General features: G+C 70.2%; 18 protein-coding genes and 1 pseudogene. 1 reads left to right on the top strand and 18 read right to left on the bottom strand.

Features of this window, described 5'->3' with window-relative positions:
- The 14 genes and pseudogenes from AWZ10_RS24300 to pyrR form a co-directional block, all read right to left on the bottom strand.
- Positions 1–1,200 (bottom strand): primosomal protein N' family DNA-binding protein (locus AWZ10_RS24300; RefSeq protein ID WP_482258113.1); only part of this gene is annotated, 1,200 nt, incomplete at its 3' end.
- A 160-nt stretch (positions 1,201–1,360) separates the two neighbouring features.
- Positions 1,361–2,569, bottom strand: a complete 1,209-nt coding sequence (gene metK / locus AWZ10_RS24295; protein ID WP_037701396.1) for a methionine adenosyltransferase — start codon at positions 2,567–2,569, stop codon at positions 1,361–1,363.
- Positions 2,570–2,809: 240 nt separating this feature from the next.
- Entirely contained in the window at positions 2,810–4,012 is a 1,203-nt protein-coding gene (gene coaBC, locus AWZ10_RS24290) for a bifunctional phosphopantothenoylcysteine decarboxylase/phosphopantothenate--cysteine ligase CoaBC (RefSeq protein ID WP_046704737.1), read from the bottom strand.
- Between the two features lie 141 nt (positions 4,013–4,153).
- On the bottom strand, positions 4,154–4,423 hold the full coding sequence (gene rpoZ, locus AWZ10_RS24285; RefSeq protein WP_005485492.1) for a DNA-directed RNA polymerase subunit omega: 270 nt from the start codon (positions 4,421–4,423) through the stop codon (positions 4,154–4,156).
- A 64-nt stretch (positions 4,424–4,487) separates the two neighbouring features.
- A pseudogene (gmk, locus tag AWZ10_RS24280) lies at positions 4,488–5,075 on the bottom strand (guanylate kinase); the annotation flags it as partial.
- Between the two features lie 30 nt (positions 5,076–5,105).
- Positions 5,106–5,429, bottom strand: coding sequence for an integration host factor (locus AWZ10_RS24275; RefSeq protein WP_046704738.1), 324 nt, complete (start codon positions 5,427–5,429; stop codon positions 5,106–5,108).
- A 266-nt stretch (positions 5,430–5,695) separates the two neighbouring features.
- Positions 5,696–6,535 carry an orotidine-5'-phosphate decarboxylase gene (gene pyrF, locus AWZ10_RS24270; protein WP_046704739.1) on the bottom strand — a complete coding sequence of 280 codons (840 nt, stop codon included), beginning with the start codon at positions 6,533–6,535 and terminating at the stop codon, positions 5,696–5,698.
- Positions 6,532–7,638 (bottom strand): quinone-dependent dihydroorotate dehydrogenase, encoded by a 1,107-nt coding sequence (locus tag AWZ10_RS24265; RefSeq protein ID WP_060892031.1) that lies wholly within the window; start codon positions 7,636–7,638, stop codon positions 6,532–6,534. The genes pyrF and AWZ10_RS24265 overlap by 4 nt, the downstream gene beginning before the upstream one ends.
- A gap of 76 nt (positions 7,639–7,714) precedes the next feature.
- A complete protein-coding gene (gene carB, locus AWZ10_RS24260; protein WP_046704741.1) occupies positions 7,715–11,023 on the bottom strand; it encodes a carbamoyl-phosphate synthase large subunit in 3,309 nt (1,102 codons plus the stop codon).
- The gene (gene carA, locus AWZ10_RS24255) at positions 11,016–12,158 is read right to left on the bottom strand and encodes a glutamine-hydrolyzing carbamoyl-phosphate synthase small subunit (protein ID WP_046704742.1); all 1,143 of its coding nucleotides are present in this window, start codon (positions 12,156–12,158) and stop codon (positions 11,016–11,018) included. The genes carB and carA overlap by 8 nt, the downstream gene beginning before the upstream one ends.
- Positions 12,155–12,721, bottom strand: a complete 567-nt coding sequence (locus AWZ10_RS24250) for a PH-like domain-containing protein (RefSeq protein ID WP_046704743.1) — start codon at positions 12,719–12,721, stop codon at positions 12,155–12,157. The genes carA and AWZ10_RS24250 overlap by 4 nt, the downstream gene beginning before the upstream one ends.
- Positions 12,718–14,004, bottom strand: a complete 1,287-nt coding sequence (locus AWZ10_RS24245) for a dihydroorotase (RefSeq protein ID WP_060892030.1) — start codon at positions 14,002–14,004, stop codon at positions 12,718–12,720. The genes AWZ10_RS24250 and AWZ10_RS24245 overlap by 4 nt, the downstream gene beginning before the upstream one ends.
- Before the next feature lie 4 nt (positions 14,005–14,008).
- Positions 14,009–14,989, bottom strand: a complete 981-nt coding sequence (locus AWZ10_RS24240; RefSeq protein WP_046704745.1) for an aspartate carbamoyltransferase catalytic subunit — start codon at positions 14,987–14,989, stop codon at positions 14,009–14,011.
- A gap of 89 nt (positions 14,990–15,078) precedes the next feature.
- Positions 15,079–15,678 (bottom strand): bifunctional pyr operon transcriptional regulator/uracil phosphoribosyltransferase PyrR, encoded by a 600-nt coding sequence (gene pyrR / locus AWZ10_RS24235; RefSeq protein WP_046704746.1) that lies wholly within the window; start codon positions 15,676–15,678, stop codon positions 15,079–15,081.
- 219 nt (positions 15,679–15,897) lie between these two features.
- Between pyrR and bldD the strand changes: the two genes are divergently transcribed.
- The gene (gene bldD / locus AWZ10_RS24230; protein WP_007380685.1) at positions 15,898–16,398 is read left to right on the top strand and encodes a transcriptional regulator BldD; all 501 of its coding nucleotides are present in this window, start codon (positions 15,898–15,900) and stop codon (positions 16,396–16,398) included.
- Between the two features lie 174 nt (positions 16,399–16,572).
- On the opposite strand, the gene nusB is transcribed toward bldD, so the two are convergent.
- The 4 genes from nusB to AWZ10_RS24210 form a co-directional block, all read right to left on the bottom strand.
- Positions 16,573–17,007, bottom strand: a complete 435-nt coding sequence (gene nusB / locus AWZ10_RS24225; RefSeq protein WP_060892029.1) for a transcription antitermination factor NusB — start codon at positions 17,005–17,007, stop codon at positions 16,573–16,575.
- Positions 17,008–17,009: 2 nt separating this feature from the next.
- Positions 17,010–17,576, bottom strand: a complete 567-nt coding sequence (gene efp / locus AWZ10_RS24220) for an elongation factor P (protein WP_005485474.1) — start codon at positions 17,574–17,576, stop codon at positions 17,010–17,012.
- A 59-nt stretch (positions 17,577–17,635) separates the two neighbouring features.
- Positions 17,636–18,742, bottom strand: coding sequence for an aminopeptidase P family protein (locus AWZ10_RS24215; protein ID WP_046704748.1), 1,107 nt, complete (start codon positions 18,740–18,742; stop codon positions 17,636–17,638).
- Positions 18,743–18,937: 195 nt separating this feature from the next.
- Positions 18,938–19,623 (bottom strand): AAA family ATPase (locus AWZ10_RS24210; protein WP_060892028.1); only part of this gene is annotated, 686 nt, incomplete at its 5' end.

Raw genomic sequence — 19,623 nt, 5'->3', positions numbered from 1 at the left:
CGATCTCCGAGCCGCCTCGTCCCGCGCGAGGTCCCCGTCCCCCACGGTCCGCACCAGCGGCGCGGCGGCCCGTACCTGCTCCCGCCCGGCCACGATCGGCGCGGCCCACCCACTCTCGACGAGCTGGGCGGCCTCGACCGTACAGCTCCAACTGCCCAGCAGAAACGCGCACTTGTCCCGAGAGGCCCGCAGCTCCAGCACCTCCCGCACATGCGGGAAGGGAGCGTTGTCGTCGCTGTGACTGGCGTCGCCGTCGTCCCAGACGACGACCAGCCCCGGATCCCGCACCGGCGCGAACATGGCCGCCCGCGTCCCGACCACAGCCCGTACGGCCCCCCGCCGCACGGCCAGCCACTCGCGGTACCGCCGCTCCTGCCCGGCGTCGGCGGTCAGCAGCGCGTGGCGCCCCTCCCCCAGCAGCTCCCCGAGCGCCTCGTCGACCCGAGCCGCCGGCCGCCCTGCCGGTACGACGACGAGCGCCCCCCGCCCGGAGGCCAGCGTCGCCTGCACGGCCCGCGCGATCTCCTCGGCCCACTCCGGCCCCGGCAGCGCGGTCCACACCGCCCTGGGCGCACCCCCACCGGCCAGCGCACGCAGGAAGTCCGCACCTCGCCCGTACCGCAGCCACGACCCGGGTTCGGGCGCGACCGGAGGCTGCACCGGCCCCTCCATCTCCACGGCCTCCGCCCGAGCATGCCGAGGCGGAACGGCCAGCTGCAGCACATCCGCGAGACTCCCCGCGTACCGGTCCGCCACGGCCCGTGCCAGCCCCAGCAGCTCGGGGCCGAGCACCGGCTCCGGCGAGACGACCTGCGCGAGCGCGGCCAGGGGTCCGGAATAGTCCGATTCAGCGACCCGCTCGACGAGGAACCCGTCGATCAGCGCGCCCCCTTCGCGCCGCCCTTCCCTGACATTGCGCCCCCCGGCCCCGAACCGGACCCGGACCCGCACCCCGGGCTGGGCGACGGCGTCCAGCTCCTCCGGCACCGCATAGTCGAAGTACCGGTCGAGATGCAGCACACCCTTGTCGACCAGCACCCGGGCGACCGGCAACTCCTTCGCCAGCGCAGCCCCCCGCCAGGTCCGCGGCTTGGCCCGCGGCACCTTGGCCTTCCGCACCGCCTCCCGAACGAGCGCGAGCTGCTCCGGCCCCGCGTCCCCCGCCGCGCCGCCGCCCCTCGTCCCATCCTCGCTGCTCACGCTTGCATTCTTCCAAACGCCACTGACAACCGACGCCGCCCGCGATCACGGAACCGGGACCACAGAACGGGGGGCACAGAACGGGGGGCACAGAACGATGAGGCCCGGCGCCCCCCAAGGGACGCCGGGCCTCGTCGGAGAAACCGAGGAGCCGCGAGCCTTACAGCCCCGCGGCCTTGCGCAGCGCCTCGACCCGGTCCGTGCGCTCCCAGGTGAAGTCGGGGAGTTCACGGCCGAAGTGGCCGTACGCGGCGGTCTGGCCGTAGATGGGGCGGAGGAGGTCGAGGTCGCGGATGATGGCGGCCGGGCGGAGGTCGAAGACCTCGTCGATGGCCTTCTCGATCCGGTCGGTGTCGACCTTGGCCGTGCCGAAGGTCTCGACGAAGAGACCGACGGGCTCGGCCTTGCCGATGGCGTACGCCACCTGGACCTCGCAGCGGGAGGCGAGGCCCGCCGCGACGACGTTCTTGGCGACCCAGCGCATCGCGTACGCGGCGGAGCGGTCGACCTTGGACGGGTCCTTGCCGGAGAAGGCACCGCCACCGTGGCGGGCCATACCGCCGTAGGTGTCGATGATGATCTTGCGGCCGGTGAGACCGGCGTCGCCCATCGGGCCGCCGATCTCGAAGCGGCCGGTCGGGTTGACCAGCAGGCGGTAGCCCTCGGTGTCCAGCTTGATGCCGTCGTCCAGGAGGGCCTTCAGCTCCGGCTCCACGACGAACTCGCGGATGTCGGGGGCCAGGAGGGACTCCAGGTCGATGTCGCTCGCGTGCTGCGAGGAGACGACGACCGTGTCCAGGCGGACCGCCTTGTCACCGTCGTACTCGATGGTGACCTGGGTCTTTCCGTCGGGACGCAGGTAGGGGATCGTGCCGTTCTTGCGGACGTCCGACAGGCGCTTCGACAGACGGTGCGCCAGGAAGATCGGCAGCGGCATCAGGGTCGGCGTCTCGTCGGAGGCGTAGCCGAACATCAGGCCCTGGTCGCCCGCGCCCTGGCGGTCCAGCTCGTCCTCGTCACCCTCGACCCGGGACTCGTACGCGGTGTCGACACCCTGCGCGATGTCCGGGGACTGCGCGCCGATCGACACCGACACACCGCAGGAGGCTCCGTCGAAGCCCTTCTTCGACGAGTCGTAGCCGATGTCCAGGATGGTGTCGCGCACCAGCTGGGCGATCGGCGCGTACGCCTTGGTCGTGACCTCGCCGGCCACGTGCACCAGGCCGGTCGTGATGAGCGTCTCCACTGCGACACGGGACGTGGGGTCCTCGCGCAGGAGCGCATCGAGAATGGCATCGCTGATCTGGTCAGCGATCTTGTCGGGGTGACCCTCGGTCACAGACTCCGAGGTGAACAGACGACGGGACACAACGCTCCCTGGGGTTGCAGCGGCTGCTGGCTGATCATTGGCGGACGTGCTCGGGGGCTGCGCCCGGCGTCGTCCGAGAACAGTTTATCGGTCGGGCTCGGCCACCGGCCCACCTGTCTCGCCTCTCGGGAGCTCTGTGACCTGCGGCACGTGCATTCTGCCCAAAGGCCGTCGCTGTCCGCCAGGGTCGCCACACCCCAATGTGCGAGGTTCGGGGCAGACGTGACGCGAATGGCAGCGTCAGGCGAGCCGGCTCACGACCAGGTCCCACACCGTTTCGGCCAGGGCCTCCTTCGGGCCGTACGGCACCGGCGTCTCGCTCCCGTCGGCGCCCAGCACCACGGCCTCGTTCTCCTCGGAACCGAAGGTCTTGCGCTCCCCGACCTCGTTCACCACCAGCAGATCGCACCCCTTGCGTGTCAGCTTGGCGCGGCCGTTGGCGAGGACGTCGTCGGTCTCCGCGGCGAAGCCGACGACCACCTGTCCGGGGCGGGGGCGGTCCGCCGAGATCTCCGCGAGGATGTCCGGATTACGCACCAGGACGACGGGCGCGGGCTCCTGACCGTCCTTCTTCTTGATCTTCCCGGCGGCGTACGTGTCGGGGCGGAAGTCCGCCACCGCCGCCGCCATCACCACGACGTCCGCGTCCGGCGCCGCCTTGAGTACCGCCTCGCGCAGCTGAACGGCCGTGCCGATCCGTACGACGTCCACGCCCGCGGGGTCCGGCAGCCCGGTGTTGGCCTCGATCAGCGTGACCCGGGCGCCCCGGGCGGCGGCCGTACGGGCGAGCGCGTAGCCCTGCTTGCCGGAGGAACGGTTGCCGAGGAAGCGGACCGGGTCGAGGGGTTCGCGGGTGCCACCGGCGGTGACGACGACGTGGCGGCCCACGAGGTCCGGCTCGGTGACACCCCGGGCCAGCACCCGGCGGCAGACCTCGAAGATCTCCGCGGGGTCCGGCAGCCGTCCCTTGCCGGTGTCGACGCCGGTCAGCCGGCCCACGGCGGGGTCGATGACGAGGGTGCCCCGGCGGCGCAGCGTCGCCACGTTCTCCTGGGTGGCCGGGTGTTCCCACATCTCGGTGTGCATGGCGGGGGCGAGGACGACGGGGCAGCGGGCGGTGAGGAGGGTGTTCGTGAGGAGGTCGTCGGCCAGGCCGTGGGCGGCCTTGGCCAGCATGTCGGCGGTCGCCGGGGCCACGACCACCAGGTCGGCCTCCTGCCCGATGCGGACGTGCGGCACCTCGTGGACGCTCTCCCAGACCTCGGTGGAGACCGGGTGGCCGGAGAGCGCGGACCAGGTGGCGGCGCCGACGAAGTGCAGCGCGGAGTCGGTCGGCACGACCCGTACGTCGTGCCCGGACTCGGTCAGCCGGCGCAGCAGCTCGCACGCCTTGTAGGCGGCGATCCCCCCGCTGACACCCAGAACGACCTTCGGCTTGCGCACCGTGCCTCCCCGCACTCGGAAACGTACGACTCCATGCTGCCTCACGGCGGGGGACGACCACCGTGCCCCCGAGCACACCACAGGCCCGGCAGTCGCGCTGCCGGGCCTGTGGAAAAACCTACCGCGATCTGCAGATAAGACTTACGCGGGGCCCTCGACGGCCTCGGACGTCAGCAGACCCGCGTTGATCTCGCGCAGGGCGATCGAGAGCGGCTTCTCGTGGACGTGGGTGTCGACGAGAGGACCGACGTACTCGAGGAGACCCTCGCCGAGCTGCGAGTAGTACGCGTTGATCTGGCGAGCACGCTTGGCCGCGTAGATCACGAGGCTGTACTTCGAGTCAGTGGCCTCGAGGAGCTCGTCGATCGGCGGGTTGATGATGCCCTCGGGCGCGGAGATGGAAGAGGACACGCTCTACCTTCCGATGGATGGGAAAAGATCGGTCGTGATCACAGAAAACGGACAGAACCCGTGATCACACAACATCCATCAAGGCTAGCAGCTCGCGGGCCACGTCCTCGACGGAGGTGTTGACCAGGGTCACGTCGAACTCCGGCTCGGCCGCCAGCTCGATCTTGGCCGCCTCCAGGCGGCGCTCGATCACCTCGGGCGGTTCGGTGCCCCGCCCGGTGAGTCTGCGCACCAGCTCCTCCCAGGAGGGAGGAGCCAGGAACACCAGCTGGGCATCCGACATGGTCTCGCGGACCTGCCGTGCGCCCTGGAGGTCGATCTCCAGCAGGACCGGCTCGCCCCGCTCCAGGCGTTCGAGCACGGCGGCCCGGGGGGTGCCGTAGCGGTTGCCGGCGAACTCGGCCCACTCCAGCAGTTCGCCGTTGGCGATCAGCTTGTCCATCTCCTCGTCGGTGACGAAGAAGTAGTGGACTCCGTCCCGCTCGCCGGGGCGCGGCTTGCGGGTTGTCGCCGACACCGAGAGCCAGACCTCGGGGTGTGCCTTGCGCATATGAGCGACGACCGTGCTCTTGCCGACCCCGGAGGGGCCGGAGAGCACGGTCAGCCGCGGACGTTCACTCATGCAGCGATTATTCCAGCAATCCCGGAGTGCCCGGGACTCCCTTCCCGGCGGTAGCCGGGATCAGGGGCCGGTGCTGCCGAACTCACGCTCCAGGGAAGCGATCTGGTTGGAACCGAGGCCGCGTACACGACGGCTCTCGGAGATACCCAGTCGCTCCATGATCTGCTTGGCGCGGACCTTGCCCACGCCAGGCAGGGACTCGAGCAGGGCGGAGACCTTCATCTTGCCGATGACGTCGTTCTCCTGTCCCTGCTTGATGACCTCATGCAGGGAGGCGCCGGAGTGCTTGAGTCGATTCTTGACCTCGGCCCGCTCCCGGCGAGCCGCGGCGGCCTTTTCGAGCGCGGCTGCGCGCTGTTCAGGGGTAAGGGGCGGAAGAGCCACGCCTACGTCACCTCGGATGTCGAACTGTCGGATACGGACCGGTGAGGAACCTAATCGCCCCACACCTGGGGTGCCACGAGCAACACGCTTGCCCGTTCACCCTGCTCGGAGACTAGCGGCCAACTCCGCCAGAGTCAGCGAGAACAGCGGAAAAGTCCTGGTCAGCCTCCATGGAGTCGGACATAAGCCGCATAATGCCCCGGATTTGAGAATGTATTCAGACTCAAGCCGTCCGGGAACCACCCCGCGGGCACTCATCGGAGCTCTCAGGCTGTCGCCGTCGCGGTTCGGATCTCGTCCGCGAAACGGTTCGACGCGTCACGCAGTGCGACGACGTCGGGACCGTGACGAAGAACACCTCGGCTGACGTTCGGGACCACATTGCGCACAGCGGTCCCGAAGACCTCCGGCAGATCGGCCGGCGTCGCTCCCTGCGCGCCGATCCCGGGAGCGAGGAGAGGTCCGTTGATGTCCAGGTCGTAGGACGAGAGGTCACCCAGCGTGGCACCGACGACGGCCCCGAAGGACCCCAGGGGCGCTTCTCCCGCGTTCTCGGCCGCCAGATGCGCCAGCATGGTCGCCCCGACGTTGCGGCCGTCGCCCCGTACCGCGTGCTGCACCTCGCCGCCCTCCGGGTTGGAGGTGAGCGCCAGCACGAACAGTCCGGCCCCGCTCTCACGCGCCAGGTCCACGGCGGGCTTCAGGGAGCCGTAACCCAGGTACGGCGAGACCGTCAGCGCGTCCGAGAACAGGGGCGCGTCCTTGTGGAGGAAGGTCTCGGCGTACGCGGCCATGGTGGAGCCGATGTCGCCGCGCTTGGCGTCCATCACGACCAGCGCGCCGGCCGCCCGAGCCTCCTGGACGGACTTCTCCAGTACGGCGATGCCACGGGCCCCGAAGCGCTCGAAGAACGCGCTCTGCGGCTTGAGGACGGCCACCCGGTCCGCGAGTGCGTCGACGACCGTGCGGCTGAAGCGTTCCAGGCCCGCGATGTCGTCGTTCAGGCCCCAGTCGGCGAGCAGGGAGGCGTGCGGGTCGATGCCCACGCAGAGCGGCCCGCGCTCGTCCATGGCACGGCGCAGCCGCGCACCGAAGGGCTCGGTCATACCGTCTTCCTCACGTCGGCGCCGACCGCGTCGGCGAGGGTGGCGTACGGGCTCGTACGCAGGCGTGCGGCGAGGCCCTTGTGGACGGTGCGCGCCCAGAAGGGGCCCTCGTAGATGAAGGCGCTGTAGCCCTGGACCAGCGTGGCACCCGCCAGGATGCGCTGCCAGGCGTCCTCGGCGTTCTCGACGCCCCCGACGCCCACCAGGGTGATCCGGTCGCCCACGCGCGCGTAGAGGCGGCGCAGGACCGCGAGGGAGCGGTCCTTGACCGGGGCGCCGGAGAGACCGCCCGTCTCCTTCACGACAGAGGGTTCGGATTTCAGACCGAGGCCCTCGCGCGCGATGGTGGTGTTCGTGGCGATGATCCCGTCCAGGCCCAGCTCCACGGCGAGGTCGGCGACGGCGTCGATGTCCTCGTCGGCGAGGTCCGGCGCGATCTTCACCAGCAGCGGCACCCGGCGGGTGCGGACCGTGCGGTCGGCGGCCTCGCGCACGGCGGTGAGCAGGGGCCGCAGAGCCTCCGTGGCCTGAAGGTTGCGCAGGCCGGGCGTGTTGGGCGAGGAGACGTTGACGACCAGGTAGTCGGCGTACGGCGCGAGGCGCTCGGTGGACTTCACGTAGTCCCCGGCGGCCTCGTCCTCCGGGACGACCTTGGTCTTGCCGATGTTGACGCCCACGACCGTCCTGAAGACGGGCGTACGGGAGGCCAGCCGCGCTGCGACGGCGAGCGAGCCCTCGTTGTTGAAGCCCATCCGGTTGATCAGCGCGCGGTCGGCGACCAGGCGGAACAGCCGCTTCCTGGGGTTGCCGGGCTGCGCCTCACCCGTCACCGTGCCGATCTCGATGTGGTCGAAGCCGAGCATCGACATCCCGTCGATCGCGACGGCGTTCTTGTCGAAGCCGGCGGCCAGCCCGAACGGGCCGTGCATGCGCAGCCCGAAAGCCTCGGTGCGCAGTTCCTCGTGGCGGGGCGCCAGGGCGGCCGCGACGAAGGTGCGAAGGACCGGGACGCGGGCGGCGCGGCGGATCCAGCGGAAGGCCAGGTAGTGGGCCTCCTCCGGGTCCATCCGGGTGAAAACCAGACGGAAGAAGAGCTTGTACATGAGTCAGTGTCCTCTTGAAGCCTCGGTGAGCCTCATGCAGAGGGGGACACCGTTTCCGGTGTCCCCCTCAGGGCTGCTAGTCGCGGGCCGCGGTCAGTTGTTCGGCGTGTTCCTGGAGTGAGCGGACGCCCACGTCGCCACGGTTGAGCGCGTCGATGCCCTGGACGGCCGCGGCGAGCGCCTGGACCGTCGTCAGGCACGGCACGGACCGGGCCACGGCCGCCGTACGGATGTCGTAGCCGTCGAGGCGGCCGCCGGTGCCGTACGGGGTGTTGACGATGAGGTCGACCTCGCCGTCGTGGATGAGCTGGACGATGGTCTTCTCACCGCTCGGGCCGGTGCCCTCGGACTGCTTGCGGACGACGGTGGCGTTGATGCCGTTGCGCTTGAGCACCTCGGCCGTGCCGGACGTGGCGAGCAGTTCGAAGCCGTGGGCGACCAGCTCGCGCGCCGGGAAGATCATCGAACGCTTGTCCCGGTTGGCGACCGAGATGAACGCGCGCCCCTTGGTGGGCAGCGGCCCGTACGCGCCGGCCTGCGACTTGGCGTACGCCGTGCCGAAGACGGAGTCGATGCCCATGACCTCGCCGGTGGAGCGCATCTCCGGGCCGAGGATCGTGTCGACGCCACGCCCGTGGATGTCGCGGAAGCGCGACCACGGCATGACGGCCTCCTTGACGGAGATCGGCGCGTCGAACGGCAGCTCCCCGCCGTCGCCGTTGGCCGGAAGCAGCCCTTCCGCCCGCAGTTCGGCGATGGTCGCGCCGAGCGAGATCCGGGCGGCGGCCTTGGCCAGCGGCACCGCGGTCGCCTTCGAGGTGAAGGGGACCGTGCGGGAGGCGCGCGGGTTGGCTTCGAGGACGTAGAGGATGTCCCCGGCCATCGCGAACTGGATGTTGATCAGGCCGCGCACGCCGACACCCTTGGCGATGGCCTCGGTGGAGGCCCGCAGGCGCTTGATGTCGAAGCCGCCGAGGGTGATCGGGGGCAGGGCGCACGCCGAGTCGCCGGAGTGGATGCCGGCCTCCTCGATGTGCTCCATGACGCCACCGAGGTACAGCTCGTGGCCGTCGTAGAGGGCGTCGACGTCGATCTCGATCGCGTCGTCGAGGAAGCGGTCGACGAGGACCGGCCGGGAGGGGCTGATCTCGGTCGACTCGGCGATGTACGACTCCAGGCGGGCCTCGTCGTACACGATCTCCATGCCGCGCCCGCCGAGCACGTACGACGGGCGGACGAGGACCGGGTAGCCGATCTCGTCGGCGATCGCCTTGGCGCCGGCGAAGGTGGTCGCCGTGCCGTGCTTCGGCGCGGGCAGGCCGGCCTCGGCTAGCACCTGGCCGAAGGCGCCGCGGTCCTCGGCGGCGTGGATGGCCTCGGGAGAGGTGCCCACGATCGGTACGCCGTTGTCCTTGAGCGCCTGCGCCAGGCCCAGCGGCGTCTGGCCGCCCAGCTGGACGACGACGCCGGCGATCGGACCGGCCAGCGACTCGGCGTGGACGATCTCCAGCACGTCTTCGAGCGTCAGCGGCTCGAAGTACAGGCGGTCGGAGGTGTCGTAGTCCGTGGAGACGGTCTCCGGGTTGCAGTTGACCATCACGGTCTCGTAGCCCGCGTCGCTCAGCGCGAAGGAGGCGTGGACACAGGAGTAGTCGAACTCGATGCCCTGGCCGATGCGGTTCGGACCGGAGCCGAGGATGATCACGGCCGGCTTCTCGCGGGAGGCCACCTCGGTCTCCTCGTCGTACGAGGAGTAGAAGTACGGCGTCTTCGCCGCGAACTCGGCGGCGCACGTGTCGACCGTCTTGTACACCGGGCGCACGCCCAGCGCGTGCCGGACCTCGCGCACGACGTCCTCGCGCAGCCCGCGGATCTCGGCGATCTGCTGGTCGGAGAAGCCGTGCCGCTTGGCCTCGGCCAGCAGGTCCGGATCGAGCTTGTCGGCCTGGGACAGCTCGTCCGCGATCTCCTTGATCAGGAAGAGCTGGTCGACGAACCACGGGTCGATCCTCGTGGACTCGAAGACCTCCTCGGGCGTCGCGCCCGCCCGGATGGCCTGCATGACGGTGTTGATACGGCCGTCGGTCGGCCGGACGGCCTCTTCGAGGAGGAGAGCCTTGTCGCCGGGCTCGCCGACGAACGTGAACTGGCTGCCCTTCTTCTCCAGCGACCGCAGCGCCTTCTGCAGCGCCTCGGTGAAGTTGCGGCCGATCGCCATGGCCTCGCCGACCGACTTCATGGTCGTGGTCAGAGAGGAGTCGGCGGACGGGAACTTCTCGAAGGCGAAGCGGGGGGCCTTCACGACGACGTAGTCGAGCGTCGGTTCGAAGGAGGCCGGGGTCTGCTCGGTGATGTCGTTGGGGATCTCGTCGAGCGTGTAGCCGACGGCCAGCTTGGCCGCGATCTTGGCGATGGGGAAACCGGTCGCCTTGGAGGCGAGCGCCGAGGACCGCGACACACGCGGGTTCATCTCGATGACGATCACCCGACCGTCCTCGGGGTTCACCGCGAACTGGATGTTGCAGCCGCCGGTGTCGACGCCGACCTCACGGATGATCGCGATGCCGACGTCGCGCAGCACCTGGTACTCGCGGTCGGTCAGCGTCATCGCGGGCGCGACCGTGATCGAGTCGCCGGTGTGCACGCCCATGGGGTCGAAGTTCTCGATGGAGCAGACGACCACGACGTTGTCGTTCTTGTCGCGCATCAGCTCCAGCTCGTACTCCTTCCAACCGAGGATGGACTCCTCCAGGAGCACCTCGGTGGTCGGGGAGAGGGTGAGGCCCTGGCCGGCGATGCGGCGCAGCTCCTCCTCGTCGTGTGCGAATCCGGAGCCGGCGCCGCCCATGGTGAAGGAGGGGCGCACGACGACGGGGTAGCCGCCGAGCGTCTCGACGCCCCCCAGCACGTCGTCCATGGAGTGACAGATGACCGAGCGGGCGGACTCGCCGTGCCCGATCTTGGCGCGGACGGCCTCGACGACGTCCTTGAAGAGGTCGCGGTCCTCGCCCTTGTTGATGGCCTCGACGTTGGCGCCGATCAGCTCGACGCCGTACTTCTCCAGCGTCCCGGCCTCGTGCAGCGAGATGGCCGTGTTGAGGGCCGTCTGACCGCCGAGGGTCGGCAGGAGGGTGTCCGGGCGCTCCTTGGCGATGATCTTCTCGACGAACTCCGGGGTGATCGGCTCGACGTACGTGGCGTCGGCGATCTCCGGGTCGGTCATGATCGTCGCCGGGTTGGAGTTGACGAGGATCACGCGCAGACCCTCGGCGCGCAGGATGCGGCACGCCTGGGTGCCGGAGTAGTCGAACTCGGCGGCCTGGCCGATGACGATCGGGCCGGAGCCGATGACCAGGACGGACTGGATATCGGTGCGCTTAGGCACGCTGGCCCTCCATCAGGGATACGAAGCGGTCGAACAGGTAGGCGGCGTCGTGCGGGCCCGCTGCCGCTTCGGGGTGGTACTGGACGCTGAAGGCGGGGCGGTCCAGGAGCTGGAGCCCCTCGACCACGTTGTCGTTGAGGCACACGTGGGAGACCTCGGCGCGGCCGTAGGGCGTCTCGGAGACCTTGTCGAGCGGGGCGTCGACGGCGAAGCCGTGGTTGTGCGCGGTGACCTCGACCTTGCCGGTCGTACGGTCCTGCACCGGCTGGTTGATGCCGCGGTGGCCGTACTTCAGCTTGTAGGTGCCGAAGCCGAGCGCGCGGCCCAGGATCTGGTTGCCGAAGCAGATGCCGAAGAGCGGGGTGCCGCGCTCCAGCACCGCCCGCATGACGGCCACCGGGTGGTCGGCGGTGGCCGGGTCGCCCGGGCCGTTGGAGAAGAACACGCCGTCCGGGTTCACGGCGTACACGTCCTCGGCCGTCGCCGTGGCCGGGAGCACGTGCACCTCGATGCCGCGCTCGGCCATGCGGTGCGGGGTCATGCCCTTGATGCCGAGGTCGACGGCGGCGACGGTGAACTTCTTGGTGCCGATCGCCGGGACGACGTACGTCTCCTTGGTGGCGACCTCGGCGGAGAGGTTCGCGCCCTTCATCTCGGGGGCCTGGCGGACCTCGGTGAGCATGGTGCCGTCGTCGGGCAGCGCGTTGCCGGAGAAGATGCCGACGCGCATGGCGCCGCGCTCGCGCAGATGGCGGGTGAGGGCCCGGGTGTCGATGCCACTGATGCCGACGACGCCCTGCGCGGCCAGCTCCTCGTCCAGCGAGCGGCGGGAGCGCCAGTTGGAGGGCACACGCGCGGGGTCGCGTACGACGTACCCGGAGACCCAGATCCTTCCGGACTCGGGGTCCTCGTCGTTGACTCCCGTGTTGCCGATGTGCGGGGCGGTCATGACGACGACCTGGCGGTGGTACGACGGGTCGGTGAGGGTCTCCTGGTAGCCGGTCATCCCGGTGGAGAACACAGCCTCGCCGAAGGTCACCCCCACGGCCCCGTAGGCGCGGCCGCGGAAGATCCGGCCGTCCTCCAGGACGAGTACGGCGGGAACCCTGGTGGCTCCCCGGGTGGAGGTCGTCATCGTGCGCCTTCCGTTTCCGTCTTGTTGATCATCTGGTTCAGGGTCGCGACCCATTCGTTGTGCTCGGCCGCGCGGTCGGAGCGGAATCCGGAGTCCAGCAGCTTGCCGCCGTGCTCCCAGGTGACGACCAGCAGCCCGCCCTCGGTGAGGACCTTGCCGGCGATGCCCTTGTCGAGCCGGGCCTCGCGCAGGGCCTCGACGGGGACGAAGAAGTCCGTCGCTCCCGGGCGTACGACGTCCAGGCCCGCGTCCGTCAGCGTCAGCTCGACCCTGCTGCGGGTGCCCAGGCCGTGCGCCACGATCCGGTCGAGCCACTGCCCGGCGGTGGTGGAGCCGTGGTAGCGGCCGCTCATGCTCAGTCTGGCCTCACCGGGCTCGTCCGGCGCGGTGGAGAGGGCGGGCAGGTCGCTCTGGAGCGTGCCGCGCCACTTCCAGCCCTCGCGCATCAGCCAGTAGACGAGCGCGACGAAGAGGGCGAGTCCGACTACCCAGCCGATGCGCGCGGCCCAGTCGGTGACCTCGGCCGATTCCTTCTCCGCGGCCAGCAGAATTACAGGTGTCACGTGAGCTTCCCGTCGACGAGCGTGGCCTTGCCCCGCAGCCACGTGTGCGTGACACGGCCCGGCAGCTCGCGGCCCTCGTACGGGGTGTTACGGCTGCGCGAGGCGAAGCCCGCGGGATCCACCGACCCACGGTATGCCGTGTCGACGAGCGTGAGGTTGGCGGGCTCACCTGCCGAGACGGGACGTCCGTGTCCGGCCGCCCGGCCGATCCTGGCCGGCTTGACGGACATACGGTCCGCGACGCCCGCCCAGTCGAGCAGACCGGTCTCGACCATCGTCTCCTGGACCACCGACAGCGCGGTCTCCAGGCCGACCATGCCCATGGCGGCCGCGCCCCACTCGCAGTCCTTGTCCTCGTGCGGGTGCGGGGCGTGGTCGGTGGCGACGATGTCGATCGTGCCGTCGGCTAGCGCCTCGCGCAGGGCCAGCACGTCGCGCTCGGTGCGCAGCGGCGGGTTGACCTTGTAGACCGGGTTGTAGGAGCGCACCAGCTCGTCGGTGAGCAGGAGGTGGTGCGGGGTGACCTCGGCGGTGACGTCGATACCGCGGGACTTGGCCCAGCGGACGATCTCGACGGACCCGGCGGTCGAGAGGTGGCAGATGTGGACGCGGGAGGCGACGTGCTCGGCGAGCAGGACGTCCCGGGCGATGATCGACTCCTCGGCCACCGCGGGCCAGCCGCCGAGGCCCAGCTCGGCGGAGACGACGCCCTCGTTCATCTGGGCGCCCTCGGTCAGCCGCGGCTCCTGCGCGTGCTGGGCGACGACCCCGCCGAAGGCCTTCACGTACTCCAGGGCCCTGCGCATCATCACGGCGTCGTCCACGCACTTGCCGTCGTCCGAGAAGACGGTGACCCCGGCGGCCGACTCGTGCATCGCGCCCAGCTCGGCGAGCTTCCTGCCCTCCAGCCCGACGGTGACGGCCCCGATGGGCTGCACGTCGCAGTAACCGTGCTCCTGGCCGAGCCGGTAGACCTGCTCGACCACACCGGCGGTATCGGCGACCGGGAAGGTGTTGGCCATGGCGAAGACGGCCGTGAAGCCGCCGGAGGCCGCCGCGCGCGTGCCGGTCAGCACGGTCTCGGAGTCCTCACGTCCGGGCTCCCGCAGGTGGGTGTGCAGGTCGACCAGGCCCGGGAGGAGCACCTTGCCGCCGGCCTCGACGACCTCGGCGCCCTCGTCGGAGAGCCCGACACCGATCTCGGCGATGACCTCGCCGTCGATCAGGACGTCCTGCGGCTCGCCGCCCAGCACCTTCGCACCACGGATAAGGATCTTGCTCATCGTCTTACTTCTCCTCGGTGGTGCGGGTGTGGGTGACGGCGGGCTCGTTGCCGCCCAGCAGCAGGTACAGCACGGCCATCCGGATGGAGACGCCGTTGGCGACCTGCTCGACGACGGTGCAGCGGTCGGAGTCGGCGACCTCGGCGGTGATCTCCATGCCGCGGACCATCGGGCCGGGGTGCATCACGATGGCGTGCTCGGGCATCCGCGCCATGCGCTCGCCGTTGAGCCCGTAGCGCCGCGAGTACTCGCGCTCGGTCGGGAAGAACGCGGCGTTCATCCGCTCCCGCTGGACGCGCAGCATCATCACCGCGTCGGACTTGGCGAGCGTGCTGTCGAGGTCGTACGAGATCTCGCAGGGCCAGGTGTGGACGCCGACCGGCACCAGGGTGGGCGGGGCGACGAGGGTGACCTGGGCGCCGAGGGTGTGCAGCAGGTCGACGTTGGAGCGGGCGACGCGGCTGTGCAGGACGTCGCCGACGATCGTGATGCGCTTGCCGGCCAGGTCCTGGCCGAGTCCGGCGTCCCGGCCGACGAGGCGGCGGCGCATGGTGAAGGCGTCGAGCAGGGCCTGGGTGGGGTGCTGGTGGGTGCCGTCGCCCGCGTTGATCACGGCGGCGTCGATCCAGCCGGAGGTCGCCAGGCGGTACGGGGCCCCGGAGGCGCCGTGGCGGATGACGACGGCGTCCACGCCCATGGCTTCGAGGGTCTGGGCGGTGTCCTTGAGGGACTCGCCCTTGGACACGCTCGAACCCTTGGCGGAGAAGTTGATGACGTCGGCGGAGAGGCGCTTCTCGGCGGCCTCGAAGGAGATCCGGGTCCGCGTCGAGTCCTCGAAGAAGAGGTTGACGACGGTACGGCCGCGCAGGGTCGGCAGTTTCTTGATCGGCCGGTCCGCGACCCGGGCCATCTCCTCGGCGGTGTCGAGGATCAGGACGGCGTCGTCGCGGGTGAGGTCGGCGGCCGAGATGAGATGACGCTGCATCTTTCAGGCTCCGTAAGGCAGTTCGGGAGATTACGGGCAGGCAGGGGCATCGCGAAGAGGCGTACGGCACGAGGCCGTACGCGCGCGTGCTACTGCTGGGCGGTCCGCTTCGCACCGAGCAGGACGGTGTCCCGACCGTCTTCCTCGGCGAGCTGGACCTTGACCGTCTCCCGCAGCGACGTGGGGAGGTTCTTGCCGACGTAGTCGGCGCGGATGGGCAGTTCGCGGTGGCCTCGGTCGACGAGGACCGCGAGCTGGACGGCGCGCGGGCGGCCGATGTCGTTCAGCGCGTCGAGCGCCGCGCGGATCGTCCGGCCGGAGAAGAGCACGTCGTCGACGAGGACGACCAGGCGGCCGTCGATGCCGTCACCGGGGATCTCGGTGCGGGCCAGCGCACGCGGGGGGTGCATGCGCAGGTCGTCGCGGTACATGGTGATGTCGAGCGAGCCGACCGGGATCTTGCGGTCGGTGATCTCTTCGAGCTTGGCGGCGAGCCGCTGGGCGAGGAAGACGCCCCGCGTCGGAATGCCGAGGAGCACCACGTCGTCGGCGCCCTTGGCGCGTTCGACGATCTCGTGGGCGATGCGGGTCAGTACGCGCGCGATGTCGGGGCCTTCGAGAACGGGCCTGGCATCGGACGCCTGCGCATCCTGTCGCGGGTCTTCTTGCTGAATTTCTTGCGAGTCCATATGAAACGGACCTCCTTCTCCGCCTCACGGGACGGACCTTAAAGGACGTCGGAATTGCGCCGTCAACGCTAGCAGGTCCCAGGAACACCCCTGATCACCTCCCTGGCGCAACGGATCACGATTACCACGGAAGAGCCGGTCCGGACCATTCGGCTTGACGGGGCAGAGTCACGCTGCGTAACCTCACAGTGAGTCACCAGCCTTCGTCCGGGGAGCTATATGTCCAGCGAATACGCCAAACAGCTCGGGGCCAAGCTCCGGGCCATCCGCACCCAGCAGGGCCTTTCCCTCCACGGTGTCGAGGAGAAGTCCCAGGGACGCTGGAAGGCGGTCGTGGTCGGTTCGTACGAGCGCGGCGACCGCGCCGTCACCGTGCAGCGCCTCGCGGAGCTGGCGGACTTCTACGGGGTCCCCGTGCAGGAACTGCTTCCTGGTACGACCCCTGGTGGCGCCGCCGAGCCGCCGCCGAAGCTCGTCCTGGACCTTGAGCGCCTGGCCCACGTGCCGGCCGAGAAGGCGGGCCCGCTGCAGCGTTACGCGGCGACGATCCAGTCCCAGCGCGGTGACTACAACGGCAAGGTGCTCTCGATCCGCCAGGACGACCTGCGCACACTCGCCGTCATCTACGACCAGTCCCCCTCGGTCCTCACCGAGCAGCTGATCAGCTGGGGCGTCCTCGACGCCGACGCGCGACGTGCCGTCTCCCACGAGGACAGCTGACGCTCCGGGCAGGCCCAGCAGAAACGTGCCGCCGGGGTGGCCCGAACCATTCGGTTCGGGCCACCCCGGCGGTTTTCTGCTTCTGAGGGGCGCGGGGGGCTGCGCGATCAGCCACGGACAACCCGCGGCCGACGTCGTGCAGCCTCCCCGACAGTGCTTCGCTGCGCGTCGCGGCTACTCGCCCTCTCGGCGGAGCGAAGGCTTCAGCTCCTTCAGACGGCCCAGCAGACCGTTCACGAAGGACGGCGAATCGTCCGTGGAGAACTCCTTCGCCAGCTGCACCATCTCGTCCAGCACCACCGCGTCGGGAGTCGCGTCGACCCAGATCAGCTCGTACGCCCCGAGCCGCAGGATGTTGCGGTCCACGACCGGCATCCGGTCGAGCGTCCATCCCACCGAGTACTGCGCGATCAACTCGTCGATGCGCTTGGCGTACTCCGAGTACCCCTCGACCAGCTGCATGGTGTATTCGCTGACCGGGGGTTGCCGGGTGTCGTTGTGAGCGTGCCGGATCCAGTCCGCGAGGACGGTCAGGACGTCGGCTCCGCGCTGGTCGCCCTCGAAGAGGATCTGGAAGGCGCGCTTGCGGGCCGTGTTACGGGCAGCCACGGTTAGCTGTTCACCCGGCCGAGGTAGTCGCTCGTGCGGGTGTCGACCTTGATCTTCTCGCCGGTGGTGATGAAGAGCGGCACCTGGATCTGGTGGCCGGTCTCCAGGGTGGCGGGCTTGGTGCCACCGGTGGAGCGGTCGCCCTGGACACCCGGCTCGGTCTCCTGGATCACGAGCTCGACGGCGGCCGGCAGCTCGACGAAGAGCACCTCGCCCTCGTGCTGCGCGACGGTGGCGGTGAAGCCCTCGATCAGGAAGTTGGCGGCGTCGCCGACGGCCTTGCGGTCGACCATGAGCTGGTCGTAGGTCTCCATGTCCATGAAGACGAAGTACTCGCCGTCCATGTAGGAGAACTGCATGTCGCGCTTGTCGACAGTGGCCGTCTCGACCTTGACGCCGGCGTTGAACGTCTTGTCGACGACCTTGCCGGAGAGCACGTTCTTGAGCTTGGTGCGCACGAAGGCCGGGCCCTTGCCGGGCTTGACGTGCTGGAACTCGACGACGGACCAGAGCTGGCCCCCGTCGAGCTTGAGCACCAGGCCGTTCTTGAGGTCGTTCGTGGAAGCCACGGTTGCGGAATCTCCTGGACTGACGTGGACGACCCCGGGCCACGCGCGCAGCCGATGAGCTAGAGCGCGAGCAGCTCCTTGGTCGTGATGGTGAGTAGCTCGGGTCCGCCGTCCGCCTCGGGGCGTACGACGAGCGTGTCATCGATCCGGACGCCGCCCCGGCCCGGGAGGTGAACCCCCGGTTCGACGGTGACCGGCACGCAAGCGTCCAGTTTACCCATGGCCGCGGGGGCCAACTGCGGGTCCTCGTCGATTTCGAGTCCGACCCCGTGCCCCATCCGCACCGGGAGGCCGTCACCGTACCCCGCGGAGTCCAGGACCTGGCGGGCCGCGCGGTCCACGGCACGGTAGGCCGCACCGGGTGCCAGTGCCTGCCGTCCGGCGCGCTGGGCTGCGAAGACCAGGTCGTACAGCTCGATCTGCCAGTCGGCCGGCGAGGTGCCGATCACGAACGTACGGCCGATCTCACAGCGGTAGCCGCGGTAGGTCGCGCCGAGGCAGACGGACAGGAAGTCGCCCTCCTCGACCCGGCGGTCGGTGGGGATGTGACCCGGGCGGCCGGAGTTCGGGCCGGCGGCGACGGAGGTGGCGAAGGCCGGGCCGTCGGCGCCGTGGTCGACGAGGCGGCGCTCCAGTTCCAGGGCGAGGTGGCGCTCGGTGCGGCCGACGAGGATCGATTCGAGCAGTTCGCCCAGCGCCTGGTCGGCGATCTCCGCGCCGATCCGCAGACAGGAGATCTCCTCCTCGTCCTTGATCACTCTCAGCTGCTCGACCGCGCCCCCGAGGTCGGCGAGCCGCAGCCGGGGCGCGACCGAACGGATCGCGCGGTGCCGGCCCACGGTGAGGTGGTGTTCCTCCACCCCGAGCGACTCGGCGCCCAGGGCCGTGACCAGATCGGCGGCCGCGACCGCCGCGTCGCCGCCGGGTCCGGGCAGCACCTGTACGCGTACCGCCTCGTCGGGCCGGCCCTCGCCGATCTCGCCGCTCGGCGGTGCGCCGCAGAGCAGGACGTCCTCGCTCCTCCCGAGCAGCAGCACCGCGCCCTGCGGTGCCGCGCCCGCGAGATAGCGCACGTTCGCCGGGCGGGTGACGAGTGCGGTGGCGCTGCCGCCGGAGTGGCAGCGTTCTCTCAGTCGAGCGCGGCGGGCCGCGTACACCTCTGACATGTGCCGAGCGTATGAGCTTCGCCGGTGGGCCGCCGGTTGAGCGCAGCCGAGCGGGGGCGTCGCGTGGGAAACGGGGGACGTGGCCGAGGTGGGGTGCGGGGTGCGGCCCTGTGGGGGTTGTCGGCGCAGTTCTCCGCGCCCCTTGGGGGTCGGCTCAGGCCACGGTGTTCGCCGGTGCCGTCCTCTGCTGCGCGGCTACCACTTGGGCGGGCTGGCGATCGACCTTGCCAGGACCTCGTCCAGGACCCTCGCCGTGGCCGGGACATCCAGCTGGGAGTTGTCGATGATCGGCAGGCCCGAGCCGTACCAGCCCGCCATCCGGCCGTGGATGCGGGCGACCTCTTCGTCGGTGAGGCGGCGGTTGCCCGAGCGCTTGGCGTTGCGTTCGAGGACAATCTCCAGGCCCGGCAGGAGCACGACGGGCAACAGGCCGGGGCCGACATGCCGCTTCCAGCCACCGAGGCCGACGACCGGGCGGTCGGGGAAGACGGCGTCGTCGAGGATGCAGGAGATGCCGTTGGCCAGGAAGTTGCGGGCGGAGAAGCCGCAGGTGCGGCGGGCGAGACGATACTGCGCCTCGGAGTTGTCGTTCCAGCCGGACTGCGGGTCCGCGAAGCCGGAGCGCACCCACTCGCGTACGTCGTCCAGGCTGATGTGGGCGGTGGGCACCCGGCGGTGGTCCGCCCAGTACTTGGCGACGCTGGTCTTGCCGGCCCCGGCGGGCCCGATGAGCAGGACCGCGAGCGTGGTGGCCGTGACGTCGGGCGCGCCGGTGGCGGGCGGCGGCATGGTGACGGGGCCGCCCGGCGGCAGTTGCACGTGTCCGGTGGTGTCCCGCGGGACCCCGGTCCGCTGCGGGGCGGAGGTGTGCGGATGCCCGG

Source organism: Streptomyces europaeiscabiei (assembly GCF_001550375.1).
Taxonomy (GTDB): domain Bacteria; phylum Actinomycetota; class Actinomycetes; order Streptomycetales; family Streptomycetaceae; genus Streptomyces; species Streptomyces europaeiscabiei.
The sequence above is the reverse complement of the archived record's forward strand: the minus strand, read 5'-3'. Positions and strand labels throughout refer to the sequence as shown.